This is a genomic window from Methylorubrum rhodinum (assembly GCF_014199935.1).
Taxonomy (GTDB): Bacteria; Pseudomonadota; Alphaproteobacteria; order Rhizobiales; family Beijerinckiaceae; genus Methylobacterium; species Methylobacterium rhodinum.
Genome location: NZ_JACHOP010000004.1, coordinates 199,948 through 222,772, shown reverse-complemented (window position 1 = coordinate 222,772; position 22,825 = coordinate 199,948). Strand labels below are relative to the sequence as shown.

Here is a 22,825-nt window from a genome sequence, read left to right as displayed (position 1 = left end):
GCGATCCCGCAAGGGGCCGCCGCCGTCGTGGTCCGAAAAACGAAAAGGCGCGGCGCTCCCGTGAAGCGCCGCGCCTTGAATGGAAGGATCGCGGACCGCCCGTCGGGGCGGCCCAGCGGATCAGGCGGCCTTCGGCAGGGCCGACTTGGCCTTCTCGACGACGGCGGCGAAGGCGGCCGGCTCGTGGATGGCGAGCTCGGACAGCGCCTTGCGGTCCACCTCGATGCCGGTCTTCGCCAACGCATTGATGAAGCGCGAATAGGTCAGGCCGTGCTCGCGCACCGCCGCGTTGAGACGCTGGATCCAGAGGGCGCGGAAGGTGCGCTTCTTGTTCTTCCGGTCGCGATAGGCGTACTGGAGGCCCTTCTCCACCGCCTGCTTGGCGATGCGGATCGTATTCTTGCGCCGGCCGTAATAGCCCTTGGCGGCCTTCAGGACTTTCTTGTGCTTCGCGTGACTGGTCACGCCGCGCTTGACGCGGGCCATGGGAGATCTCCTCGGATTTTAGAAAGACAGATTCGGCTGGACGCGAAGGCTTACCGCTGGTTCGGCAGGAAGTACTTCTTCACGTTGGCGGCATCGCCCTCGAACAGGGTCGTGGTGCCGCGCAGGTTGCGGATCTGCTTAGTGGTCCGCTTGATCATCCCGTGGCGCTTGCCGGCCTGGGCGTACATCACCTTGCCGGTGCCGGTGATCTTGAAGCGCTTCTTGGCGCCCGATTTGGTCTTCAGCTTGGGCATTTGGCTCTCCTGACGCAACGGCGGGCCGGCCGGAGAGCCGGAGCCTTGCGCTGTGATGCTGCTGGAGCAACGGGAACCGCCACGGCAGCCCGGATCGGCCGGGCGGTTCGACGCGGGCGGCTTATGGCAGAAACCGCCTGCGGTTTCAATCGATCGTGAGCCGGACGACCATCATGCGCTTTCGAGGGTGCGCAGGCCGGAAGTGTCGTGCTCGGCCACCGCCTTCGACAGGTCGTGCGCCGTCTGGAGGTTCATCCAGAATTCCGGCGTGGTCCCGAAGAACCGCCCGAGCCGGCAGGCGGTGTCGGCGCTCATGCCGCGGCGCCCGCGCAGAAGCTCGCTGATGCGGTTCGCCGGCACCTCGATCGCCTGGGCGAGCGCGCCGGCGCTCAGCCCCAAGGGACGCAGGTATTCTTCGAGGAGAATGTCGCCGGGATGCGTTCGGATGCGAGCCATAGCCCTGCTCTCTCCATGTTCGGCAATCGCGGGACCTGCGCACGAATCGGCGCGTTCATTGCGTGCACATCACCGCGACAGTGTCGGCAAGTCTGTGTTGCGCCTTACCTGTGGAAAGCCGGCATTCGGTGGGCTTGCAAAGATTCCCCGTCGCGCCAGGGACGGAGCGGAACCATAAACCTTGGCCGTCGGTTTCGTTCATGTCCCGCTCAGGCCGCGTCCTCCATTAGTCTCTGCAACATCCCATACCCGGTCACAGGAGACGTCTTCGTGCGCATTGCCCAGGTAGCCCCGCTCGCGGAAGCTGTTCCTCCGAAGTTCTACGGCGGCACCGAGCGCGTCGTGTCGTGGATCACGGAAGAACTGGTTCGTCAGGGTCACGACGTGACGCTGTTCGCCAGCGGTGATTCGCAGACGTCGGCCAAGCTTGCCGCCTGCCATCCGGAAGGCCTGCGCCTTCTCGGCTACCGCGACCACACCGCCGGTCACCTCGCGATGCTGCACCACGTGCATCGCCGGGCGCACGAGTTCGATGTGATCCACTTCCACATCGACCTGTTGCAGTACCCGATGTTCGAGGACCTGTACCACAAGTGCCTGACGACCATGCACGGTCGCCTCGACGTGCCGGACTTCATGCCGGTCTACAACACCTTCACCGGCATGCCGCTGGTCTCGATCTCGGACAACCAGCGCGAGCCGATGCCGGAGAGCTCCAACTGGCTGGCCACGATCCATCATGGCCTGCCGAAGCAGAACTGCCCGTTCTACCCGGAAGCCAAGGGCGGCTACCTCGCCTTCCTCGGCCGCATCTCGCCCGAGAAGCGCCCCGACCGCGCGATCGAGATGGCGATTCGCTCCGGCACGCCGCTGAAGATCGCCGCCAAGGTCGACAAGGCCGACCAGGAGTACTGGGACGAGAAGATCGAGCCGATGATCCATCATCCGCTGGTGGAGTACATCGGTGAGATCAATGAGGAGCAGAAGAAGGACTTCCTCGGCAACGCTCTGGCGCTCGCCTTCCCGATCGACTGGCCGGAGCCCTTCGGCCTCGTGATGATCGAGGCGATGTCGGCCGGCACCCCGGTGATCGCCTTCGGCAACGGCTCGGTCCCCGAGGTCATCAAGGACGGTGTGTCGGGCTACATCGTCAACTCGATGGACGAGGCGGTCGAGGCCTGCCGCAAGGTGCGCGATCTTCCCCGCGCCGGTGTGCGCAGCCACTTCGAGGGCCGCTTCACCGCCGAGGTGATGGTCCGCAAGTACGTCTCGGCCTACGAGCAGCTGCTCGCCTGCCAGGGCAATGTCATCAAGATGCCGTCGGCGGGGGCCTTCTCGCCCCAGTACGGCGAACTGAACGGCAAGGCCGGCGCGCCGATCCACGTCGCCGCCATGCCGGCCTAGAAGCCGACCACCCAAAAGCGATGGCCGGCCCCCTCGCCGGGGCCGGTCCGGCGCCTAACTGAACGATCCTCACCCGCGCCGCCGGTCGTGCCACACGACCGGCGGCTTTCGATTCGAAGGTCCGGACCTTGCGAGGGTCGGGACCCAAGACTCGCACGGATCATCGGCAGGAGGCGCTTCGCATGGCGGCACAGGACGACGCGGCAAGAGCCCGACAGGCCGAGCACGAGACCCAGCAGGCACCGAAAGCGGGCTTTCAGGACGCGGACGAGGCGCTGCCCCAGTACCACATCGAGGCCCAGGCCTCGCTGGTCGAGCGTCCGCTGCGCTCGTTGAAATACGGCGAGGCCTTCGCCGTCCTCGACAGCTACGGCGACATCGGCTGGTATCCCGGCGCCGACGGCCTCTACTTCCAGGACACGCGCTATCTCTCGCGCCTCGCGCTCACCGTCGAGGACGAGCGGCCGATGATGCTGTCCTCGGCCATGCAGGACGACAACGGCGCGCTATCGGTCGATCTCACCACGCCGGACATCCGGTTGGACGCGGGCGACGAGACGTCGATCCCGCGCGAGTTGATCGCGCTGGAGCGCACGAAGTTCCTGTTCAAGGGCACCTGCTACGATCGGATCGGACTTCGCAACTACGACACCCGCCGCCGCAAGCTTCGCATCGGCGTGACGTTTGATGCCGATTTCCGAGACCTGTTCGAGGTGCGCGGCTCGGATCGGCTAAAGCGCGGCAAGCGCACGGTGGAGCGGCGCTCGGACACCGAGGTCCAGTTCCGCTATGCCGGCCTCGACGACATCGTCCGCACCACCTCGGTGCATCTGGGGCCCAAGCCCCACCTGCTGGAGCCCGGCAAGGCCGAGTTCGTGGTGGAACTCGCGCCCGGTGCCCAGACCTCGCTGTTCATCCGCGTCGCGTTCGAATCCCACCGCGCCTTCACCAAGGCGCCCGGTCCCGAGAAGGCGGGCGAGGCCGCCGCCGCCGCCCTGTCGCGGGCCGCGGGCAGTCTCGCCGACCGGCCGGAGCGCAGCTTGAGCGAGGGCCGCATCTTCGCCCGCGCCTACCGGGACAACCGCCGGGATCTCCGCGGGCTCACGGCGGGCATCACCACGATCATCTCCTCGAACGACCAGTTCAACGAGGGCCTCTGCCGGGCCACCGCCGACCTCTACATGCTGGCGACCCGCACCCAGGAGGGCCTCTACCCGTTCGCCGGCATTCCCTGGTACTCGACGGTGTTCGGGCGCGACGGGATCATCACGGCGATGATGGCGCTGTGGATCGACCCGAACTTCGGCAAGGGCGTGCTGCGTTTCCTTGCGGCGACCCAGGCCAAGGCGGTCGATCCGGCCGCCGACGCCCAGCCCGGCAAGGTGCTGCACGAGACGCGCCGCGGCGAGATGGCGATGCTCGGCGAGGTGCCGTTTCGGCACTACTACGGCACCATCGACGGCACGCCGCTCTTCGTGATGCTGGCGGCCCAGTACCACGAGGTGACGGGCGACCTCGACACGATCCGCTCGATCTGGCCGCAGCTCAAGCTCGCGCTCGACTGGATCGATCAATACGGCGACCGCGACGGCGACGGCTTCGTCGAGTACGCCCGCGAGACCGAGCAGGGGCTGGCGAACCAGGGCTGGAAGGACAGCCACGATTCGATCTTCCACGCCGACGGCGCCATGGCCAAGGGCCCGATCGCGCTCTGCGAGGTGCAGGGCTACGTCTACGCCGCCAAACAGGGCGCGGCGAAGCTCGCACGCCTGCTGGGCGAGGACGATCTGGCGACGCGCCTCACGGCGGACGCCGAAACACTCCGAACAAAATTCAACGAAGCGTTCTGGTGCGAGGAGATCGGCACCTACGCGCTCGCGCTCGACGGCGCCAAGCGGCCCTGCACGGTCCGCTCCTCCAACACCGGCCACGCCCTGTACACTGGCATCGCCCTGCCGGAGCGGGCGGCACGGGTGGCGGAGCAATTGCTGTCGAAGGACGGCTTCAACGGCTGGGGCATCCGCACCGTCGCCAAGGGCGAGGCGCGCTACAACCCGATGTCGTACCACAACGGCTCGATCTGGCCGCACGACAACGCGATCTGCGCCATGGGGCTCGCCCGCTACGGCCTCAAGGACGAGGCGGCCCGCGTGTTCGAGGGCATGTTCGACACCAGCCTCTACTACGACCAGAAGCGGCTGCCGGAGCTGTTCTGCGGCTTCATGCGGCGACGCCAGCGCGGCCCGGTGAGTTACCCGGTCGCCTGCTCGCCGCAGGCATGGGCGGCGGCGGCCCCGTTCGCCTTCCTGGCGGCGAGCCTCGGGCTCGAACTCGACCACGCCCGCAACCGCATCCGCTTCCGCAACCCGGTGCTGCCGAAGTTCCTGGAGGCGGTGGAGCTGTTCAACCTCAAGCTCGGCACGTCCCGGGCCGACATCCGCCTACACCGCCACGGCCACGACGTGACGGTGGCGGTGACCCGGAGGGTCGGCGACGTGCAGATCTCGTTGCTGAAATAGGCTTTTGGGATGTTTGGCCGTCTCGCCTCTCCGGCGGGGCGGCCCAAATCCCCCACACCGTCATTCCGGGGCCGCGGAGCGGAACCCGGATTCCACGACTTGCCACGACGGCGAGTGGGGCCGCGCATCACGGGTGGGTTCCGGGTTCGCTTCGCGCCCCGGAATGACGGCGGTGCATCGATACATAAAAAATGCGCCGTCCCTTCTCGGGGACAGCGCATTGGTCCGGTCGGGCCGGACGAATCTCTTCAGCGCGGCGCCAGGATCATGATCATCTGGCGGCCTTCGAGCATCGGCTCGCTCTCGACCTTGGCGATCTCGGCCGTCTCGACCTTGACCCGCTCGAGCAGACGCAGACCGATGTCCTGGTGGGCCATCTCGCGACCGCGGAAGCGCAGGGTGACCTTCACCTTGTCGCCTTCCTCGAAGAAGCGGTGCACCGCCTTCATCTTCACGTCGTAATCGTGCTTGTCGATGCCGGGGCGGAGCTTGATCTCCTTGACCTCGACGGTCTTCTGCCGCTTGCGCGCCTCGTTCTGCTTCTTCTGCTCGTTGAAGCGGAAGCGCCCATAATCGAGGAACTTGCAGACGGGGGGGACCGAATTCGGAGCGATCTCAACGAGATCGAGGCCGATCTCCTCGGCCATCGCCAGGGCATCGAAGAAGGGCACGACGCCCTTGTTCTGGCCGTCCTGATCGATGAGCTGGACGTCGCGGACGCCGCGGATGTCCCGGTTGGCGCGCGGCCCGTCCTTCTGCGGGGCCGGCATGGCTCTCATTGGTCTGCGAATGGCTTGGTTCTCCTGTATCAACGACGAAACGGCAGCCTGAAGACCCCGCATCGAGCGAGCCCCGGCCACCGATCGATCCGGCTCGGCCGGACGGCACTAACTTGGCAAATCTTCTTGGCAAGTCAACTCGCGGAGCCGCGTTCGGTTCACGCCCGTCACCGACCTCGCGCGAGAAGGCCGGCATAGACGTCGAGCGTGCCGGCGATCATCCGGTCGAGCGAGAAATGCGCCTCGACATGACCCTGCGCCCGGCGGGCGAGCGCGTCGCGGGCGCTGGCGCCGAGAGACAGCGCCTCGGCGAGGGCGTCCGCCAGAGCGTAGGCGTCGCCCGCGGGCACGCGCCAGCCGGTGCGCTGGGCCGGGTCGGCGTCGGGCGGCGCCAGCACCGTCTCGGGCACCGCGCCGAGATCGGAAACCACCACCGGGATGCCGAGCGCCTGTGCCTCCACCGCCGAGCGCCCGAACGCCTCGGGCTCGACCGAGGGCACCGCCACCACGGAGGCCGCGCGGAAGGCGGCGGGCATGTCGGTGCAGTGCCCGACCCGGCGCACGAGGCCCGCGAGGCCGCGGGCCTCGATCAGCGCGTCGAGTTCGCGCTCGTAGGCCGAGCGCCCCTGTGGGTCGCCCGCCAGCACCACGGCGAGGTCGCTGAGCCCGAGGTCGCGCAGGCGGGCGGCGGCCTCGATCAGCACGCGCTGGCCCTTCCAGGCGGTGAGGCGGGCGGCGAGCAGCACCACCCGCTCGTGCGGGGCGACCCCCCAGGCCCGGCGCAGGGCCTCGACGCGGGCGGGGGCGACCGCCGAGGGCGTGAAGGTCGAGAGGTCGGTGCCGCGGTGGATCACCACGATCCGGTCGCCGGCCTGCTCGGGATGGGAGCGGCGGATCAGATCGGCGGTGTAGTGCGAGTTGGCGATGACGACGTCGCCCCGCGCCATCACAGAATTGTAGAGCAGCTTGACGCTGGTGCGGCCGGAATAGCTGCCGTGATAGGTCGTCACGAGGGGTATCTTCTGGCGACGCGCGGCCCCCAGGGCCACCCAGGCCGGGGCGCGGGAGCGGGCGTGGAGGATCTGCACACCCTCGCGGCGGCACAGCCGGGCGAGCCGTTCGACGTTGAGCGCCATGGCGAGCGGGTTCTTGGTATTGGCCGGAAACGGCACCCAGATGCCGCCCTTGGCCTGCAATTCGCCCACCAGCCGGCCGCCCTCGGTGGCGACCAGAGCCCGGGCGCCGGCTTCGGCGAGCGCCGCGGCGACGTCGACGGTGGTGCGCTCCGCGCCTCCGGCCTCGAGCGCCGGGATGATCTGCAGGATCGTGACGCCGGCGAGCGGCGGCGGCTCGGCGGCGCGCACCGGCCCCCCGGACAAACCGACCCCATTCATCGCCGGCCCCGCGGCCGCGGGAGGGTCGCTCGATACGCACTCATCCCTTAAGAATCGCCCAGGCGCTTTACGGTTCGGTAAACGCTGCCTCACCGGATTCATCCCAACGTACGAGGACAGACGCGGACGTGACCTCATCGGCCCCCTCCCCCGACGAACTGCCCGTGATGGCGCTGACGGTCGAGGGCCCGCGGCCCCGGCGGCTCGCGGTGCGGATCCGCGAGGGCGAAGGTCCGGCCGTGGTCTGGCTCGGCGGCTTCCGCTCCGACATGCGCGCCACCAAGGCCGCCGCCCTCGATGCCTGGGCCGCGGGCGAGGGCCGGCGCATGGTGCGGTTCGACTATTCCGGCCACGGCGAGTCGGAGGGCCGGTTCGAGGACGGCACGATCTCCGATTGGCTCGACGATGCCGAAGCGGTGATCGCGACGCATGCGGGCGAGCGGCCGATCCTCGTCGGCTCGTCCATGGGCGGATGGATCGCCTGCCTCGTGGCGCGCAACCGGGCCCGGCAGGGCCGATCGCTCGGCGGCATGGTGCTGATCGCCCCCGCCCTCGACTTCACGGAAGAGCTGATGTGGGCGTCCTTCCCGCCGGAGATCCGCGAGCGGCTCGCGCGCGACGGCGTCTGGTACCGCCCGACCGACTACGCCCCCGAACCCGACCCGATCCGCATGGCGCTGATCGAGGACGGGCGGCGGCATCTCCTGCTGGGCGAGGATCTGGAACCCGGCGGGCCGGTCCACATCCTCCAGGGGATGCGCGACCCGGACGTGCCCTACGCCCACGCGCTGCGCATCCTGGAGCGCCTTCCGGCGGAGGGCACGCGGCTCACCCTCGTCAAGGACGCCGACCACCGATTGTCCCGCCCGCAGGACATCGCGCTTCTGGTGCGGACGGTCGAGGCGATGGCGCGGGGCGCCTGACGCGAAAACGCCGGCCGGAGGCCGGCGTATCGCATTTCGGATGCGGGAAAGCTCGCAGACGCGGTCGCCGGTGCCCGAACTAATGCAGGCTGACGGGGTACAGCGAGTGGGCCATCGCGTTCGCGACGGCGACCTCGCGGGAATCGGTCAGCATGATCGGCGCGCCCGAGGCCGAGAGCAGGGCGAACAGGTCGAGGCCGGGGCTCATTTCGGGCGCCTGCGGGAACAGGGCGCGCACCTCGTCCGAGCGGATCGGCCGGACATAGGCGATGTGGCCCTCGCCGAGCGCGGCGAACTCCGCCGGATCGATGGCGGGGGTGGCGGTGGTGTCGACGGTCAGGTCGTTCATGATTGCCCTCCTTCCGAGGCAGAGCGTGAGCCGGATATGGTCCCGCGAGGCGGCGGCCACAAACGGATGGGTGATGGGAACTGCGCGTTCCCGTCCGAGGGGCCTGCGGTGCGTCGCCGCGTCGGGCCCGGTGCGCGTCCTCGTCAGGCGTCCTTCGAGGAGATCGTGATCTTGCGCACGATCCGCTCGGGCTCAGGCCGGACGAGATCGATCGACAGGAGCCCGTTCGACAGGTCGGCGCCGAGCACCTCCATGCCGTCGGCGAGCAGGAAGGCGCGCTGGAACTGCCGCGCCGCGATCCCGCGATGCAGGAATTGCCGCGACTTGTCGTCGACCTGGCGGCCGCGCACGACGAGCTGATTCTCTTCGAGCGAGATGTCGAGCTGGTCCTGGGTGAAGCCGGCGACCGCGAGCGTGATGCGGAGGCGCTCCGGCTCGCTCTCGCTGCGGGTCACGCGCTCGATGTTGTAGGGCGGGTAGCCGTCGCTGCCGGCCTTCGCCACGCGGTCGAGCGCCTGCTCGATCTCGTCGAAGCCGAGCAGGAACGGGTGCCCGAACGGGGATGGCCGCGTCATCGTGAACTCGAACCTCCGGCGGGGCCCTGAGGACAAGCGTCCCGGCGGCACCCCTCGGTCTCGGGCCCGCCCTGCGGCAGCACCCTTGAGCGTTGATATGGAAAGCGGATCGGGAGCGATCAAGGTCTTGGCCGCAGCCCGAGGGAGCAGCGTTGAACCGCGGCCTTTCGGGATCAAGATGCAAGAATAACCGGGATGAAAAGGCAATATGTTCCGGCCAAGCTGAGGTCGAGTAACAGTTTGGAATTGCTCTGAAATTCAGTCGTCGCCTTGATCCCGCACCCGTTTCTCGGATACGCACGCCGCCGACATGGGCGGTGCTCCCGAGACGGGAGCGCCGTGCTCGGGCTTTGCCGTCTCTCGGACATCGCGGGATCATCCGCGCGGACCTCGTCCGCGACGGGCCGGACGATGGGTTCCGGGCGCGCCAGGATCTTCACGCCCGTGACGGGCGCAATCGAGGCCCGCGGCGCGGCGAAGGACCGGACCGCGGCAGAGAGGGACGAGCGTCGTGATGCAGGCAGCCGGAATGGTACGCGGAATCGCAGCTTTGGCGGGCGTCGCCCTCGCCCTGACGGCCACGGGTGCGGGTGCGCAGGAGAGCGGGACCAAGGGCGCGCCGCTCAAGATCGAGCTGAACCGGCTCGAGCCCGCGGGCGAGGCCTGCCGCACCTACATGCTCGTCGACAACGGCCGCGGGCCGGCGCTGAAGTCGCTCAAGGTCGACCTGTTCGCCTTCGACACCGAGGGCGTCGCGCAGAAGCGCCTCGCCGTCGAACTCGGTCCCGTGCAGGAGAAGAAGACCGTCGTGCGGCTGTTCGACTTCGCGGGCCTCGCCTGCCCCAAGATCGGCCGCATCCTGCTCAACGACGTGCTCGCCTGCGAGGGCGCCGACGCCAGCCGCGAGACCTGCCTGGAGCGGATCGAGACCGCGACCAAGACGCCGGCCGCCTTCGACCGCTGATCCGAGCCGCACGCGAACCGCAAGGATCGGCCGGGCGGCCCACCGACACCGACATTCGAGGAGTTTCCAGATGGATCCGACATCCGCGCCCGTGGAAGCCGCCGCAGCCGCCGGCCACGACTTCTCGTTCGTCGGCCTGTTCCTCCAGGCCGATCCGATCGTGAAGGGCGTGATGATCCTTCTCGTGGTCGCCTCGCTCGCCTGCTGGACGGTCGTGTTCGAGAAGATCGTCCGGCTCGCCGCCGCCAAGCGCCAGGCCAAGGCGTTCGAGGCGATGGTGCGCCAGGACGGCGCCGTCGATACCGGGCAGAAGGGCATCAGCGGACACATCGTGAAGGCCGGCCTCGACGCGTGGCGCGACCAGGACCCGAGCGAGAGCCGGGCCGAGCGCCGCGAGCGCATCGAGCGGGCCATGAAGGGCGCGCTCGGCGTCGAGGTGAAGCGCCTGCAGGGCGGCCTGCCGCTGCTCGCCACCTCCGGCTCCACCGCCCCGTTCATCGGCCTGTTCGGCACGGTGTGGGGCATCATGAATTCGTTCTCGTCGATCGCGAAGAGCCAGGACACCAGCCTCGCGGTGGTGGCGCCGGGCATCGCCGAGGCGCTGTTCGCCACCGCCATCGGCCTCGTCGTCGCGATCCCCGCGGTGATGGCCTACAACAAGCTCTCCGGCGACCTCGCCCGCATCCAGTCGGGCTTCGTCTCCTGCATCGCCGTGCTCGGCAACCGGCTGGCCCGCGACCGCAGCCCGCACGCCCGCGCCGCCGCGGCCGAGTAGCCGACCCGGAGCCGGTCTCGACACCGCTGGGTCCAAGGCGGCTCCCGCCATCGCTTCGACGCGCTTCCTCTCGCCGACCGGGACCGCCGTTCGGCGGGAGCGCTCCCCACCGAAACTCCAATTCGACGCGAGCGCCGCCCGGCCGGCGGGCCGCGCGACGCCCGGGAGGGCGAGACACATGGCCATGGGTTCCCTGCGCTCGGGGGGCGGCGACGACGAGGACGGCCTCGACGCCACGCCGATGTCGGAGATCAACGTCACGCCGATGGTCGACGTGATGCTGGTGCTGCTCATCATCTTCATGGTGGCAGCGCCCTTGATGACGACCGGGGTACCGGTGCAATTGCCGAAGACGAGCGCGGCCAAGGTCGCGCAGGCGCAGAAGCCGCTGGAAGTCTCCATCGACAAGGACGGCAACCCGTTCATCGCCAAGGACGGCTTCACCCCGGAGACGATCCTGCCGCGGCTGAAGGAGTTGCGGGCCCAGAACCCCGAGCAGGTCGTGCTGGTGCGCGGCGACCGGGACGTGCCCTACGGCAAGATCATGGAGGTGATGGGCCTCGTCGGTCAGGCCGGCTTCACCAAGGTCTCGCTGATCGCCCAGTCGCCGGGCGGCGCGGCCCCGGCCGCCGGGGCCGCCAATGGAGCCGCCAAGTAGCATCATGGCCGCTTACGCTGAACGCGCGCCCGGGGGCCCCGAGGGGGGCCAGGGCCCGCTCGCCGCCGCCTTCGCTGTCGCGCTGCTGCTGCATCTGGCGGCGTTGGCCGGCCTCGCCCTCATGCGCACGGCCCCGCCGGAGGCGACGGGCGAGCAGCAGATCACCCTCGACCTGAGCCCGGCGATGGAGGAGGCCCCGCCCGTGGAGGCGATGGAGGCCGCCCCGTCCGAGCCCAAGCCGGACGAGGCCAAGCCCGAGGAAGAGCCGACCACGGTCAATCCGGTCGAGACCCAGGAGGCGCCCGTCCCGCCGCCTCCGCCGGAAGAGGTCACCGAGGCCAAGCCCGACGAGGCGACGCCGCCCCCGCCGCCGGAGATGACCCAGGTCATGCCGGAGGAGGTGAAGCCGCCGCCGCCCACCGAGATGACCCAGGTGATGCCGGAGGAGGTCCAGCCGCCCCCGCCGCCGCCCGAGGCCGTGGCCGAGACGCCGCCGGAGACCCCGCCCCCGCCGCCGGAGGAGCAGGTGATCACCTCGCAGGCGCCGGAGGCCGAGCCGCTGGCGCCCCCGCCGCCGGCTCCGGTAAAGGAGGTCAAGCCCAAGCCCAAGGAGCCCGATCCGGCCAAGATCGCCGAGGCGCGCCGCAAGGAGCTGCTGGACAAGAAGCGCGAGGCCGAGCGCGAGGCGAAGCGCCGCGAGCTGATCGAGGCCAAACGTGAGGAGAAGCGCGAGGAAATCCGCAAGGCGGCCGCGAAGGCGAAGGCCGAGCGCGACGCCGCGCGCCGGAAGACCGACAACGCCCAGGGCGCCAGTCAGCAGAACCAGCGGGAGAGCCGGCCTCAGCGCAGCGGCGGCGGCGATCCCAACGCCCTCGCGGCGTGGAAGGGGATGCTGTCCTCGACCATCAGGGGCCGCATGAACCGCGGCGCCGGGGCCGGCACCGGCGGCGGCGTCGCCACGGTCCGGTTCACGGTGTCCCGCTCCGGCGCGGTGACCAGTGCCTCCCTGGTGTCGAGCAGCGGCATCCCGGCGATCGACGCCGCCGCGCTCTCGGCCGTGCGGGGCTCGCTCCCCCCGGCCCCCGCCGGGTTCGATCAGCAGAGCCTCTCGGTGACGGTGCCGATGCGCTTCGGCGGCTAGAGCATCGTTCCGAAAGGTGGTTTCCGGCTTTCGGAAAAAGACGATGCTCAAGAACCGGATGTGATCGAGGGCCGGGCGTGTCGCGCCCGGCCCTCCCGCGCTACAAGCGGCGCGGATGGCGACCTTCTTCACCAGCGACACGCATTTCGGCGATCCCCGCATCCTGCGGATCGACCGGCGCCCGTTCCCCGATCTGCCGACGCACGACCGGGCTCTCGTCGAGGCCTGGAACGCCGTCGTCGGGCCGGACGACGCGGTCTGGCACCTCGGCGACTTCGCCCTCGGGCCGCCGCCGGAGCGGATCGGCGAATTGCTGGGCTCGCTCAACGGGCGCAAGCACCTCATCGTCGGCAACAACGACGGCCCGGCGACCCTGGCGGCGACGGGCTGGGCGTCGGTCGCGCATTACGCGGAGATCGCGGTCGAGGATCGGCGGCTGGTGCTGTGCCACTACGCCTTCCGCACCTGGAACGGCCTCGGACGCGGCGCGATCAATCTGCACGGACATTCCCACGGACGGCTCAAGCCGATCCCGCGCCAATACGATGTCGGCGTCGATGCGCAGGGCCTGCAGCCCGTGACGCTGGAGCGGATTCTGATCTCCCGCCGCCGGGGCGGAGGCGGGGGCAAGTCCGGCAAAGGTTCCGTCAAGCCTGTCGAAAAGAGGCCGGAACCATCGGCTTAGCCGCACCGTTCATCAGACCGACAGCGAGACGATGCACCGCAGCGAAAGCTGGGGCACCGCACCCGCCCCCTTCGAAACCTTCACGACCTCGGTCGAAACAGCGTCGGTTTGCCCATGCGTCCCACCGTTCTTGCCGGCCTCACGGCCGTTCTCGTCGGCGCGAGCATCGCCACGTCCGCCGTCGCGGCGCCCGGTTGCCTCGACGGCCGCCGGAAGGTCCAAGAGGCCAGCGCCCTGCGCTACCAGGCCAATCAGGAAGCCCGGCTCGGCAATCGCGACCGGGTCTGCGATACCCTCGACGAGGTGGGCGACCGCTTCCACGAGGCACAGGACGCCTTCGAGGATTGCGGAGCCGACGTGGTCGCGATCGATTTGCGCAGCGAGTTACGCGATCTGCGCGTCGCCAAGCGCCTGAACCGCTGTGACTAGAGCATCATCCCGAGAGAGGGTGATGCCGGTCCGAAGACCTTAGAACGGCGCCCGCCGGGGCGCTCCCGATCCCACCATCAACACCCGTCGCGGCGGAAGTCTCGCCGCGTCTTTAGCCGACGTGCGTCCCCGCACCGCCGACCGTGGCCGTGCGCCGCATCGTCACCCTATCGAAACCACCCGATTCGAAAGCCAGCCAACATGAACACCACCGAGACGACCGTCGCCGCCACCGCGCTCCAGACCGGCCCGTCCTTCACCGCGGCCCTGTGCGGTTTCCTCGGCAGCACGCTGGCCACCACGATGGTGATCCTGCTGCTCGGCACCAGCGTCTGATCCGGAGCCTCGATCAGGGCTTGATCGACCAGAGGCGGCTGCGGGAGAACAGCATCTCCGGCTTGCCGACCGGGGTCTCGGACCTCTGCTCGGGGCAGCGCGGCGGCTCGATACGGGCCATCGGCAACGGAGGTGCGGCGGCTTGAGCGGCCGGCAACAACCCCAGTCGGGACTGGACGACCGGGTTGCGCGCCGCCGAGATGGTGACGACGCCGGCGATGATGCAGCCGGCGATGAGACCGAGGAAGAAGTTCGTCATTCCAGTCGGGTTCCGGACCCGGGTCGCGGCGCGAGTTGTCCACAACGGACACCTCTTCCCCTTTCGGGGCGCCAATGCGGCGACCGATCTCGCACACCGCCTTTTAACAAACCGCGTGCCACAGGATTGGCACGGGCGGCGTATGCGTCCGGTGTCCGAGGGATCAGGCGATGTCGTACGGGGCCAGTGCCTACGCGAAGGTTGCGCGCGTCGCGCTTCCACCCCGTGAGGCGGAGGCCGCCGTTCTGCTCAAGGCCGCCGGCAAGCTCCAGGCCCTCGGCCCCGAGCTCGCGTCCGGCATGGCCCTCAACGAGGCGCTGGTCTTCAACCAGAAGGTCTGGACCATCCTGGCCTCCGCGGCGACCGATCCGGCCAACCCGCTCCCCGACGAGATCCGCACCGGCATCGGCCGTCTTTCGATTTACGTGTTCCGCACCATCGTCGATGCGATGATCGAGCCGACCCGCGAGAAGATCGAGTCGCTCGTCTCGCTCAACAACCACATCGCCGCCGGCCTGCAGGGCGATCCCGGCGCGGGCGCGTGAACGGAAGGCGGCGTCACGCCGCCTTCAGCGGTCCCGTGCGCTCGTGGAAGTCCGGCCCGTTGGTGGTCTTGGCGACGAACCCGGCGCGGATGACGAAGTCGCCGAAGCGCTCGCCCGCCTGCCGGTCCCTGGCGTAGGCGGCGAACAGCGGATCGAGCACCCCGCGGATCTCGCCCGCCGTCACGTCCTCGCGGTAGAGCTTGCTCAGGCGCGAGCCGTCGAAGGCGGCGCCAAGATAGAGGTGGTAGCGCTCCGGGCCGCGGCCGACGAGGCCGATCTCGCTGATGAAGGGCCGGGCGCAGCCGTTGGGGCAGCCGGTCGAGCGGATCGTGATGTCGGCGTCTTCCAGGCCGTGGCTCGCCAGAAGCTCTTCGAGTTCGCTGAGGAGGTCGGGCAGGTAGCGCTCGCTCTCGGCGAGCGCGAGGCCGCAGGTCGGCAGCGCGACGCAGGCCATGGAGTTGCGGCGCAGGGCGCCCGCGCCCTTGGTCATGGCGTGCTGATCGACCAGCGCCTCGATCTCGGCGCGCTTGGCGGCCGGCACGTTGGCGATGATGACGTTCTGATTGCCCGTGAGGCGGAAGTCGCCCTCGTGCACCTCGGCGATGCGGCGCAGGCCGGTGAGGAATTGCGGGCCGCCCTCGACGTCCTTGATGCGGCCCGACGGCACGTAGAGCGTGAGGTGATGGCGCCCGTCCTCGCCCTCGACCCAGCCGTAGCGGTCGCCGTTGCCGTCGAACGCGAAGGGCTTCGGCGCTCCCAGTTTCTTGCCGATCCGGTTCTCGACCTCCGCCCGGAACGCGTCGAGGCCGAAGCGCTCGATCGTGTACTTAAGCCGGGCGTTCTTGCGGTTCTTGCGGTTGCCCCAGTCGCGCTGGACCGTCATCACGGCCTCCGCGACCTTCAGGGCGTCCTCGGGCTTGCAGAAGCCCATGACATCCGCCGTGCGCGGAAACGTGTCGGGCTCGCCGTGGGTCATGCCCATGCCGCCGCCGACGGTGACGTTCCAGCCGGTCACCTTATTCTTCTTGTCGAGAATGGCGATGAAGCCGAGATCGTGGGCGAAGATGTCGACCTCGTTCGAAGGCGGCACGGCCACCACGGTCTTGAACTTCCGCGGCAGGTAGGTCTTGCCGTAGACCGGCTCGACCTCGTCCTCGCCGCCGACGACGCGTTCGCCGTCGAGCCAGATCTCGCGCCACGCATTGGTCTTCGGCAGGAGCGAGTCGGAGATGTCCTTGGCGAGCTGGTAGGCCGCCTTGTGGGCTCCCGCCTGCGCCGGATTGGTCGCCGCCATGACGTTGCGGTTCACGTCGCCGCAGGCCGCGATGGTGTCGAGCAGCACCGCGTCGATCGCCGCCATGGTGCGCTTGAGGTTCGACTTGATGACGCCGTGATACTGGAAGGTCTGGCGCGTCGTCGCCCGCAGCGTCCCGTTGGCGTAGGTGGTGGCGATCTCGTCGAGCGCCAGCCACTGCTTCGGCGTGACGACGCCGCCCGCGATCCGCAGGCGGATCATGAAGCTGAACGCTTTTTCCAGCTTCTTCTTGGTGCGCTCCGCCCGGATGTCCCGGTCGTCCTGCATGTACATGCCGTGGAACTTGACGAGCTGCCCGTCGTCCTCGGAGATCGCGCCGGTGGCGTGCTTCAGGAGCCCGTCGGCGAGGCCGCCGCGCAGATAGCCGGAGGCGATCTTCAGGTGCTCGTTGTGGGCGAGCCCGGCGGCGCGCGCGGCCTCGGCTTCCGTGATCGGGCGGTCGCTCGGCGGCGCATCGTAGCGGCGCGCGCCCGTGCCGGGCGTCTCCAGAGCGGGGCCGTCAGGGGTGTCGATCGGCTTGTGGTCGTCCATGGCGGTGATCCGATTCGAAATCGTCTGGCGCGGATACTAACCCTCCCCCCTCTGCGGGGGAGGGTGGCCCTCGCGTCAGCGAGGGTCGGGAGAGGGGAGCGCCGGTGCCAGAATAATCTTGACAGTTCTGACTGCGCCATCCGCGGCGGCGTCGCGCTGCCCCTCTCCCGCCTGCTCCGCAGGCACCCTCCCCCGCGGAGGGGGGAGGTTTCGGTGATTCCCTCAGTAAACGTCCTGCTGGTAGCGCTTGGCCCGCTCCAGCCCGGCGACATGCGCCTCCGCGTCCGCAGCAGACAGGCCCTTCACGGTCTGGAACGCCCGCACCACGGCGGCGTGGACATCCTTGGCCATGTTCTTGGCGTCGCCGCAGATGTAGAAATGGGCGCCGCCGTCGAGCCATGCCACCACCTCGGCGGCATGTGCGTCGATCCGATCCTGCACGTAGATCTTCTCCGGCTGGTCGCGGGAGAAGGCGACGTCGATCTGGCTCAGCGAGCCGTCCTCCAGCGCGTCCTGCCATTCGAGCTGGTACAGGAAGTCGTGGGTGAAGTGGCGGTCGCCGAAGAACAGCCACGAGCGGCCGGGGGCTTCCGTGGCGCGGCGCTCCTGCACGAAGGCGCGGAACGGGGCGACGCCGGTGCCGGGGCCGACCATGATGATGTCGGTAGCGGGGTCGGCGGGCAGGCGGAAGTGCTTGTTCGGCTTCACCCGAACCCGGAGCTTCGCGCCGTTCTTGATCCGATCGGCGACGTGGACCGAGGCGACGCCGGAGCGGGCGCGGCCGTGGGTCTCGTAGCGCACGGCGGCGACGGTGAGATGCACCTCGTCGCCGACTTCCTTGCGCGATGAGGCGATGGAGTACGCTCGGGGCGGGAGCGGCCGGGTCACGGTGTTGAGGTGGTCCGCCGTGAGCGTCACGGGGAAGCGCTCCAGCAGATCGATCAGGTGGCGGCCCTCGATCCAGGCCTTCGCCTCGCCGCTCTCCACGAATTTCTGGGCGTCCGCATGGCCCGTGGCATTGGCGAAGCGCTCGATGGTCGTGACCGAGAGCGTGGTGATGTCGCGCTCGGACAGCAGCGCCTTGCGCAGGGCCTCGTCACCGGAGAGGCCCGCGGCCTTGAGGATGTCCTCGACGAGCTGCGGATCGTTCTCCGGAAAAATCTCCAGCGAATCGCCCGGCTCGTAGGCCGGCGCCCCGTCCTCGAATTCGAGGGCGAGGTGGATCGTCTCCTTGTCGGAGCGCGACGAGTTGAGGTTCACGTGGTCGATCACCTCGACGGTGACCGGCTCGCGGCTGACCTCGGCCTCCTCGTCCTCGCCGCCCGCGGCGCGGAAATCGACGGCGACGACGTTGCCGGCGGGGGCCTCGGCCGGGGCCAGCGCCTTGAGCGCGCCCTTGATCCAGTCGGCGGCGGGCTTCTCAAAGTCGAGGTCGAGGTCGGCGCGGTCATAGGCGCGCTTGGCGCCGAGCGCCTCGAACCGGGCGTCCAGCGCCTTGCCGATGGCGCAGAACTCCGCGTAGCTCGTGTCGCCGAGCGCCAGCACGCCGAACTCGACGCCGTCGAGGCGGGGCGCGGCCTCGCCCATCAGCTCGCCATAGGCCCGCACCGCGCGGGCCGGGGGCTCGCCCTCGCCCCAGGTCGCCGCGATGGCGACGAGCTTGCCGGCCTTGGGCAACGTCGCGAGGTCGAGCTCGGCAAAATCCACGATCTTCGGCTTGAAGCCTTGCTTGCGCGCGAGCTTGGCGACGTCGCCCGCGAGCTTTTCGGAATTGCCCGATTCGGAGGCGAACAGGATCGTCAGCGGCTCGGCGGCCTTGGACGGCGCGGCCGGGACGGCGGCGGCAGTGGCGGGCTGGCCCGCGGCCGCGTCGAGGCCGGCGAGGAAGCCGGTGAGCCACGCCCGCTGGATCGGCGTCGCCGCGCCGAGCGCCGCGTCGAGATGGGCCCGCTCCTGATCGCCGAACGGGGCGGTGCGGGGGAGGAGTGCTGTCTTGGACATCGTGGGTGCCATGTCGTCCGGTGGAGCGCCGCTGTCAACGGAGGGATGTCCGTTTTAAAGAACGCTCGCCGGAGAGAAGAGATTGTCTGTCGTTGCGCTGCAAAAAGAAATTTTATTCTCCGACCACGGCGAGTCGCGGTTCGGCGCGGCCCCGCGGCGGGGGCGCCGGCAGCGGCAGGGCGGTGGTGGATTTGACCTTCTCCATCGCGAAGCGCGAGGTCACGTTCTTGAGAGGAAGCGTGGCGATGAGGTTCTTGTAGAAGGTGTCGTAGGCGGCCATGTCGGCCACGACGACGCGCAGCATGTAGTCGACGTCGCCGGCCATGCGGTAGAATTCCAGCACCTCCGGCATCGCGGCGATGCGGTCGGCGAAGCGCTCCAGCCAGTCCTTGGAATGGTCCGCCGTCTCGATGGAGACGAACACGGTGAGCCCGAGCCCGAGCTTCACCGGATCGAGCACGGCCACGCGCCGGTCGATCACGCCGTCGGCTTCGAGCCGCTGGATGCGCTTCCAGCAGGGCGTCTGCGACAGCCCGACCTGCTCGCCGATCGCGGCGATGGAGAGCGTGGCGTCCTTCTGCAGGAGCGCGAGGATCTTCAGGTCGATCGAGTCCAAGGTGGCCTCTCTGAAGGTGGTAAGGCAGGCGCCGGATCGCCGGATTGGCCGCATGCCACCCGACCGTCCGAACGAGAAGAATTTTTTATGAGCGGGCAACGATCCGCCGCGGCGGCCGTTGCCGGATCGCTCGCACCGCAACGCGGATTTGCGTGTGCGGCGGGTGCGACGCCTTGACAGCGTTCGTTATAGCGAACATTTCAGAAGCCCGACAAGCAGGCAATTCGATTTTACGCACATGACCGCTGCCCTCGTCCGGGCGGCCGGGGACCTCGCCACGGACATGGCGGGGCTGGACCTTCGCGGGCGTATCCGCCTCGTCGAGGACCGCATTCCCGGTCGGCTCGTCTTCACCACCAGCCTCGGCATCGAGGATCAGGCGCTCACCCATGCGATCGCCCTCAACAAGGGACGCACGGAGATCGTCACCCTCGACACCGGCCGGCTCTTCCCCGAGACCTACGACGTCTGGGCCGAGACAGAGGCCGCCTACGGCATCCGCATCCGCGCCTACGCGCCGGAGCGGGTCGCCGAGGAAGAGTTCGTCGCGCGTGAGGGCATCAACGGCTTTCGCCATTCGGTGGCCGCGCGGCAGGCCTGCTGCGGCTTCCGCAAGGTCGAGCCGCTCGGCCGGGCGCTTGCCGGCGCCGCGGCGTGGTTCACGGGGTTGCGCGCCGGGCAATCGGCCAACCGGGCCGACACGCCGCTGGCGGAAGCCGACGAGGGCCGCGGGCTCATCAAGGTGAACCCGCTCGCAGACTGGACGCGAGCCCAGATCGACGCCTTCGTGCGCGAAAACTTCATCCCCTACAACGCGCTGCACGACCGGGGCTTCCCCTCGATCGGCTGCGCCCCCTGCACCCGCGCGGTGAAGATCGGCGAGGACGAGCGCGCCGGTCGTTGGTGGTGGGAACAGGAATCCAAGAAGGAGTGCGGCCTGCATCTGCACGCCCCCGAAGCCGATGTGGCGCCCGGACAGGAGCCAGCCGCCTTCGTGGAGCCGGCAAGCGCCGCGACCTCACGCGAATCGAGAAGGGAACTGGTCTGATGAGCGCCGCCGTCGCCGCGCCCGCGCGCACCCGCCTGACGCATCTGCAGCGTCTCGAGGCCGAGAGCATCCACATCTTCCGGGAGACGGTCGCCGAGACCGAGAACCCGGTGATGCTCTACTCGATCGGCAAGGATTCCTCCGTCCTCCTGCATCTGGCGCTGAAGGCCTTCGCGCCGGGGCGGCTGCCGTTCCCCTTGATGCACATCGACACCACCTGGAAGTTCCGCGAGATGATCGCCTTCCGCGACGCGCGGGCGAAGGAACTCGGCCTCGACCTCATCGTCCACACCAATCAGGACGGGCTCGCCAAGGGCATTGGCCCGGTGAGCCATGGCTCCGAGGTGCACACCGACGTGATGAAGACGCAGGCCCTGCGTCAGGCGCTCGACAAGCACAAGTTCGATGCGGCCTTCGGCGGCGCCCGCCGCGACGAGGAGGCTTCCCGCGCCAAGGAGCGCATCGTCTCCCTTCGCAACGGCCAGCACCGCTGGGACCCCAAGCGCCAGCGCGCCGAGCCGTGGCACCTCTACAATTTCAAGAAGCGGCGCGGCGAGTCCTTCCGCGTGTTCCCGCTCTCGAATTGGACCGAACTCGATATCTGGCTCTACATCGAGCAGGAAAAGATCCCGATCGTCCCGCTCTACTTCGCCGCCGAGCGGCCCGTGGTGGAGCGCGACGGCCAGCTCATCATGGTCGATGACGACCGATTCCCGCTCGAAGCCGGCGAGACCCCGCAGATGCGGCAGGTCCGGTTCCGCACGCTCGGTTGCTATCCGCTGACCGGCGCGGTCGAGAGCCCGGCCGCGTCACTCCCCGAGATCATCGGCGAGACGCTGGCGGCCCGCACCTCGGAGCGGCAGGGCCGCGTCATCGACAAGGACGGCGCCGGCGCCATGGAGCGCAAGAAGCAGGAGGGCTATTTCTGATGACCATCCATCAGTCACCCGAGGCGTTCGGCTACGACGCCTTCCTCCGTACGCACCAGTCCAAGGAGGTGCTGCGCTTCATCACCTGCGGATCGGTGGACGACGGCAAGTCGACCCTGATCGGCCGCCTGCTGCACGACACCAAGCAGATCTTCGACGATCAGGTGACCGCGCTCCAGCGCGACTCGCGCAAGCACGGCACGCAGGGCGGCGAGGTCGATCTGGCGCTGCTGGTGGACGGCCTCCAGGCCGAGCGCGAGCAGGGCATCACCATCGACGTCGCCTATCGGTTCTTCTCGACCGAGCGGCGCTCGTTCATCGTCGCCGACACCCCCGGCCACGAGCAATACACCCGCAACATGGCGACCGGCGCCTCGACCGCAGACGTCGCCGTCATCCTCGTCGATGCCCGCCACGGGCTGACCCGCCAGACCCGGCGCCATGCGCTGCTGGTCTCGCTGCTCGGCATCCACCGGGTCGCGCTCGCCATCAACAAGATGGACCTGATCGGCTGGTCGCAGAACCGCTTCGACGAGATCGTCGCGGGCTTCCAGGCTTTCGCCGCGCCGCTGAACTTCACCGAGGTTCGGGCGATCCCGCTCTCGGCCAAGAACGGCGACAACGTCGTGCTGCCGGGCGCCGCTGTCCCCTGGTACGAGGGCGTGCCGCTGCTGCGTTACCTCGAAGAGGTGCCGGTGAAGTCGGAGGAGCGCGCCGCCGCCTTCCGTCTGCCGGTGCAGTGGGTCAACCGGCCGAACTCCGATTTTCGCGGTTTTTCCGGCTTGATCGCTTCGGGCTCGGTGGCACCCGGTGACCGCGTCACCGTCGCCCCGTCCGGAAAATCCTCGACGGTCGCGCGCATCTTCACCGCCGACGGCGATCTGGAGCGCGCGAGCGAGGGCCAGTCGGTCACGCTCGTCCTCGCGGATGAGATCGACGCCTCCCGCGGCGCCGTGATCGCGACGGCGGATGCGCCGCTGACGCTCACCGACCGCCTCGACGTGCGCCTGTTCTGGGCCGCCGAGAGCGAGCTGACGGTGGGGGCCGAGCTGTGGGCCAAGGTCGGCACGCAGGTGGTCAACGCCCGCGTCGCCGCGGTCCATCGCCGGATCGACCCCGAGACCGGGCAGACCGGCGCCACGGAGCGACTCGCGGTCAACGACATCGGCGACGTGACGCTCCAGCTCGACCGCCAGATCGCGGTCGACACCTATGCCCGGAACCGCGACACCGGCAGCCTGATCCTGATCGACCGCGAGACCACGGACACGGCGGCGCTCGGCCTCGTCCAGGCCGCCGCCGCTCCGGCCAAGGCGGCGTCCGCACCGGCGACGGAAGCGGCGGCGTCCGAGCAGGCCCGCACCGGCGGCCTCTTCGCCGGGATCAAGCGCCTGTTCGGCGGCTGAGCCGCCCTCCCCTCTCCGGTCCCATCGACCGGAGAGGCTTCTTCGCGC

At 69.2% G+C, this 22,825-nt stretch carries 25 protein-coding genes; 14 read left to right on the top strand and 11 right to left on the bottom strand.

The genetic code is table 11. The annotated features are described in order from the left end of the window. Window positions 1–120 precede the first annotated feature (120 nt). From rplT to HNR00_RS07100, 3 genes are all read right to left on the bottom strand, one after another. A complete protein-coding gene (rplT, locus tag HNR00_RS07110; RefSeq protein WP_183567029.1) occupies window positions 121–486 on the bottom strand; it encodes a 50S ribosomal protein L20 in 366 nt (121 codons plus the stop codon). A gap of 50 nt (window positions 487–536) precedes the next feature. Further along, window positions 537–740 carry a 50S ribosomal protein L35 gene (gene rpmI / locus HNR00_RS07105; protein WP_056244427.1) on the bottom strand — a complete coding sequence of 68 codons (204 nt, stop codon included), beginning with the start codon at window positions 738–740 and terminating at the stop codon, window positions 537–539. 171 nt (window positions 741–911) lie between these two features. After that, window positions 912–1,196 carry a HigA family addiction module antitoxin gene (locus HNR00_RS07100; protein WP_183567026.1) on the bottom strand — a complete coding sequence of 95 codons (285 nt, stop codon included), beginning with the start codon at window positions 1,194–1,196 and terminating at the stop codon, window positions 912–914. A 270-nt stretch (window positions 1,197–1,466) separates the two neighbouring features. Here HNR00_RS07100 and HNR00_RS07095 point away from each other — a divergent pair, with 270 nt between their 5' ends. Both HNR00_RS07095 and HNR00_RS07090 read left to right on the top strand, forming a co-directional pair. Continuing rightward, window positions 1,467–2,600, top strand: a complete 1,134-nt coding sequence (locus tag HNR00_RS07095; RefSeq protein WP_183567022.1) for a glycosyltransferase family 4 protein — start codon at window positions 1,467–1,469, stop codon at window positions 2,598–2,600. 182 nt (window positions 2,601–2,782) lie between these two features. Further along, window positions 2,783–5,119, top strand: coding sequence for an amylo-alpha-1,6-glucosidase (locus HNR00_RS07090; protein ID WP_183567019.1), 2,337 nt, complete (start codon window positions 2,783–2,785; stop codon window positions 5,117–5,119). A gap of 248 nt (window positions 5,120–5,367) precedes the next feature. Here HNR00_RS07090 and infC read toward each other — a convergent pair whose 3' ends face one another. Next, window positions 5,368–5,889 (bottom strand): translation initiation factor IF-3, encoded by a 522-nt coding sequence (infC, locus tag HNR00_RS07085; protein ID WP_244535445.1) that lies wholly within the window; start codon window positions 5,887–5,889, stop codon window positions 5,368–5,370. A 176-nt stretch (window positions 5,890–6,065) separates the two neighbouring features. Further along, complete coding sequence (locus HNR00_RS07080; RefSeq protein ID WP_183567016.1) at window positions 6,066–7,292, bottom strand: glycosyltransferase family 4 protein; 1,227 nt, start codon at window positions 7,290–7,292, stop codon at window positions 6,066–6,068. Between the two features lie 167 nt (window positions 7,293–7,459). Here HNR00_RS07080 and HNR00_RS07075 point away from each other — a divergent pair, with 167 nt between their 5' ends. Then, complete coding sequence (locus HNR00_RS07075) at window positions 7,460–8,215, top strand: alpha/beta hydrolase (RefSeq protein WP_183567380.1); 756 nt, start codon at window positions 7,460–7,462, stop codon at window positions 8,213–8,215. Between the two features lie 79 nt (window positions 8,216–8,294). Here HNR00_RS07075 and HNR00_RS07070 read toward each other — a convergent pair whose 3' ends face one another. Both HNR00_RS07070 and HNR00_RS07065 read right to left on the bottom strand, forming a co-directional pair. After that, window positions 8,295–8,564 (bottom strand): BQ00720 family protein, encoded by a 270-nt coding sequence (locus HNR00_RS07070; protein ID WP_183567013.1) that lies wholly within the window; start codon window positions 8,562–8,564, stop codon window positions 8,295–8,297. A gap of 143 nt (window positions 8,565–8,707) precedes the next feature. Continuing rightward, complete coding sequence (locus tag HNR00_RS07065) at window positions 8,708–9,139, bottom strand: Hsp20 family protein (protein ID WP_183567010.1); 432 nt, start codon at window positions 9,137–9,139, stop codon at window positions 8,708–8,710. A gap of 514 nt (window positions 9,140–9,653) precedes the next feature. Here HNR00_RS07065 and HNR00_RS07060 point away from each other — a divergent pair. The 7 genes from HNR00_RS07060 (at window position 9,654) to HNR00_RS25765 (ending at window position 14,127) form a co-directional block, all read left to right on the top strand. Further along, complete coding sequence (locus tag HNR00_RS07060; protein ID WP_183567007.1) at window positions 9,654–10,103, top strand: Tat pathway signal protein; 450 nt, start codon at window positions 9,654–9,656, stop codon at window positions 10,101–10,103. A 70-nt stretch (window positions 10,104–10,173) separates the two neighbouring features. Next, window positions 10,174–10,878 carry a MotA/TolQ/ExbB proton channel family protein gene (locus HNR00_RS07055; RefSeq protein WP_183567004.1) on the top strand — a complete coding sequence of 235 codons (705 nt, stop codon included), beginning with the start codon at window positions 10,174–10,176 and terminating at the stop codon, window positions 10,876–10,878. A gap of 178 nt (window positions 10,879–11,056) precedes the next feature. Continuing rightward, window positions 11,057–11,536, top strand: a complete 480-nt coding sequence (tolR, locus tag HNR00_RS07050) for a protein TolR (protein WP_183567001.1) — start codon at window positions 11,057–11,059, stop codon at window positions 11,534–11,536. Window positions 11,537–11,540: 4 nt separating this feature from the next. Then, window positions 11,541–12,677, top strand: coding sequence for an energy transducer TonB family protein (locus tag HNR00_RS07045; RefSeq protein ID WP_246390382.1), 1,137 nt, complete (start codon window positions 11,541–11,543; stop codon window positions 12,675–12,677). Window positions 12,678–12,792: 115 nt separating this feature from the next. Continuing rightward, window positions 12,793–13,362 carry a metallophosphoesterase gene (locus tag HNR00_RS07040; protein ID WP_246390381.1) on the top strand — a complete coding sequence of 190 codons (570 nt, stop codon included), beginning with the start codon at window positions 12,793–12,795 and terminating at the stop codon, window positions 13,360–13,362. Window positions 13,363–13,476: 114 nt separating this feature from the next. Next, a complete protein-coding gene (locus HNR00_RS07035; RefSeq protein WP_183566995.1) occupies window positions 13,477–13,791 on the top strand; it encodes a hypothetical protein in 315 nt (104 codons plus the stop codon). Window positions 13,792–13,992: 201 nt separating this feature from the next. Then, on the top strand, window positions 13,993–14,127 hold the full coding sequence (locus tag HNR00_RS25765; RefSeq protein ID WP_281383260.1) for a hypothetical protein: 135 nt from the start codon (window positions 13,993–13,995) through the stop codon (window positions 14,125–14,127). Window positions 14,128–14,140: 13 nt separating this feature from the next. Here the strand turns inward: HNR00_RS25765 and HNR00_RS07030 are convergent, their stop codons facing one another. Next, a complete protein-coding gene (locus HNR00_RS07030; RefSeq protein WP_183566992.1) occupies window positions 14,141–14,386 on the bottom strand; it encodes a hypothetical protein in 246 nt (81 codons plus the stop codon). A 170-nt stretch (window positions 14,387–14,556) separates the two neighbouring features. On the opposite strand from HNR00_RS07030, the gene HNR00_RS07025 reads away from it, so the two are divergent. Next, window positions 14,557–14,931 carry a flagellar biosynthesis regulator FlaF gene (locus tag HNR00_RS07025; RefSeq protein ID WP_183566989.1) on the top strand — a complete coding sequence of 125 codons (375 nt, stop codon included), beginning with the start codon at window positions 14,557–14,559 and terminating at the stop codon, window positions 14,929–14,931. A 13-nt stretch (window positions 14,932–14,944) separates the two neighbouring features. Here HNR00_RS07025 and HNR00_RS07020 read toward each other — a convergent pair whose 3' ends face one another. From HNR00_RS07020 to HNR00_RS07010, 3 genes are all read right to left on the bottom strand, one after another. Then, entirely contained in the window at window positions 14,945–16,777 is a 1,833-nt protein-coding gene (locus HNR00_RS07020) for an NADPH-dependent assimilatory sulfite reductase hemoprotein subunit (RefSeq protein ID WP_183566986.1), read from the bottom strand. Window positions 16,778–16,999: 222 nt separating this feature from the next. Beyond that, a complete protein-coding gene (locus HNR00_RS07015; RefSeq protein ID WP_183566982.1) occupies window positions 17,000–18,778 on the bottom strand; it encodes a diflavin oxidoreductase in 1,779 nt (592 codons plus the stop codon). A gap of 112 nt (window positions 18,779–18,890) precedes the next feature. Then, window positions 18,891–19,394, bottom strand: coding sequence for an Lrp/AsnC family transcriptional regulator (locus HNR00_RS07010; protein WP_281383259.1), 504 nt, complete (start codon window positions 19,392–19,394; stop codon window positions 18,891–18,893). Between the two features lie 238 nt (window positions 19,395–19,632). Between HNR00_RS07010 and HNR00_RS07005 the strand changes: the two genes are divergently transcribed. From HNR00_RS07005 to cysN, 3 genes are read left to right on the top strand one after another with little or no spacing between them, the layout of a single operon-like run. Continuing rightward, window positions 19,633–20,442, top strand: coding sequence for a phosphoadenylyl-sulfate reductase (locus HNR00_RS07005; protein WP_183566976.1), 810 nt, complete (start codon window positions 19,633–19,635; stop codon window positions 20,440–20,442). After that, window positions 20,442–21,371, top strand: a complete 930-nt coding sequence (gene cysD / locus HNR00_RS07000) for a sulfate adenylyltransferase subunit CysD (RefSeq protein WP_183566973.1) — start codon at window positions 20,442–20,444, stop codon at window positions 21,369–21,371. Before HNR00_RS07005 ends, cysD begins: the two co-directional genes overlap by 1 nt. Next, entirely contained in the window at window positions 21,371–22,777 is a 1,407-nt protein-coding gene (cysN, locus tag HNR00_RS06995; RefSeq protein WP_183566971.1) for a sulfate adenylyltransferase subunit CysN, read from the top strand. The genes cysD and cysN overlap by 1 nt, the downstream gene beginning before the upstream one ends. Window positions 22,778–22,825: the final 48 nt, after the last annotated feature.

Coding starts and splice junctions, on each gene's coding strand:
- HNR00_RS07070 (WP_183567013.1), bottom strand. CDS start 8,564: ATGAACGACCTGACCGTCGACACCACCGCCACCCCCGCCATCGATCCG.
- HNR00_RS07065 (WP_183567010.1), bottom strand. CDS start 9,139: ATGACGCGGCCATCCCCGTTCGGGCACCCGTTCCTGCTCGGCTTCGAC.
- cysN (WP_183566971.1), top strand. CDS start 21,371: ATGACCATCCATCAGTCACCCGAGGCGTTCGGCTACGACGCCTTCCTC.
- HNR00_RS07025 (WP_183566989.1), top strand. CDS start 14,557: ATGTCGTACGGGGCCAGTGCCTACGCGAAGGTTGCGCGCGTCGCGCTT.
- tolR (WP_183567001.1), top strand. CDS start 11,057: ATGGCCATGGGTTCCCTGCGCTCGGGGGGCGGCGACGACGAGGACGGC.
- HNR00_RS07040 (WP_246390381.1), top strand. CDS start 12,793: ATGGCGACCTTCTTCACCAGCGACACGCATTTCGGCGATCCCCGCATC.
- cysD (WP_183566973.1), top strand. CDS start 20,442: ATGAGCGCCGCCGTCGCCGCGCCCGCGCGCACCCGCCTGACGCATCTG.
- HNR00_RS07035 (WP_183566995.1), top strand. CDS start 13,477: ATGCGTCCCACCGTTCTTGCCGGCCTCACGGCCGTTCTCGTCGGCGCG.
- HNR00_RS07080 (WP_183567016.1), bottom strand. CDS start 7,292: ATGAATGGGGTCGGTTTGTCCGGGGGGCCGGTGCGCGCCGCCGAGCCG.
- HNR00_RS07100 (WP_183567026.1), bottom strand. CDS start 1,196: ATGGCTCGCATCCGAACGCATCCCGGCGACATTCTCCTCGAAGAATAC.
- HNR00_RS07005 (WP_183566976.1), top strand. CDS start 19,633: ATGACCGCTGCCCTCGTCCGGGCGGCCGGGGACCTCGCCACGGACATG.
- HNR00_RS07075 (WP_183567380.1), top strand. CDS start 7,460: ATGGCGCTGACGGTCGAGGGCCCGCGGCCCCGGCGGCTCGCGGTGCGG.
- HNR00_RS07090 (WP_183567019.1), top strand. CDS start 2,783: ATGGCGGCACAGGACGACGCGGCAAGAGCCCGACAGGCCGAGCACGAG.
- infC (WP_244535445.1), bottom strand. CDS start 5,889: ATGCCGGCCCCGCAGAAGGACGGGCCGCGCGCCAACCGGGACATCCGC.
- rplT (WP_183567029.1), bottom strand. CDS start 486: ATGGCCCGCGTCAAGCGCGGCGTGACCAGTCACGCGAAGCACAAGAAA.
- HNR00_RS07020 (WP_183566986.1), bottom strand. CDS start 16,777: ATGGACGACCACAAGCCGATCGACACCCCTGACGGCCCCGCTCTGGAG.
- HNR00_RS07015 (WP_183566982.1), bottom strand. CDS start 18,778: ATGTCCAAGACAGCACTCCTCCCCCGCACCGCCCCGTTCGGCGATCAG.
- HNR00_RS07060 (WP_183567007.1), top strand. CDS start 9,654: ATGCAGGCAGCCGGAATGGTACGCGGAATCGCAGCTTTGGCGGGCGTC.
- HNR00_RS25765 (WP_281383260.1), top strand. CDS start 13,993: ATGAACACCACCGAGACGACCGTCGCCGCCACCGCGCTCCAGACCGGC.
- HNR00_RS07055 (WP_183567004.1), top strand. CDS start 10,174: ATGGATCCGACATCCGCGCCCGTGGAAGCCGCCGCAGCCGCCGGCCAC.
- HNR00_RS07030 (WP_183566992.1), bottom strand. CDS start 14,386: ATGACGAACTTCTTCCTCGGTCTCATCGCCGGCTGCATCATCGCCGGC.
- HNR00_RS07045 (WP_246390382.1), top strand. CDS start 11,541: ATGGCCGCTTACGCTGAACGCGCGCCCGGGGGCCCCGAGGGGGGCCAG.
- rpmI (WP_056244427.1), bottom strand. CDS start 740: ATGCCCAAGCTGAAGACCAAATCGGGCGCCAAGAAGCGCTTCAAGATC.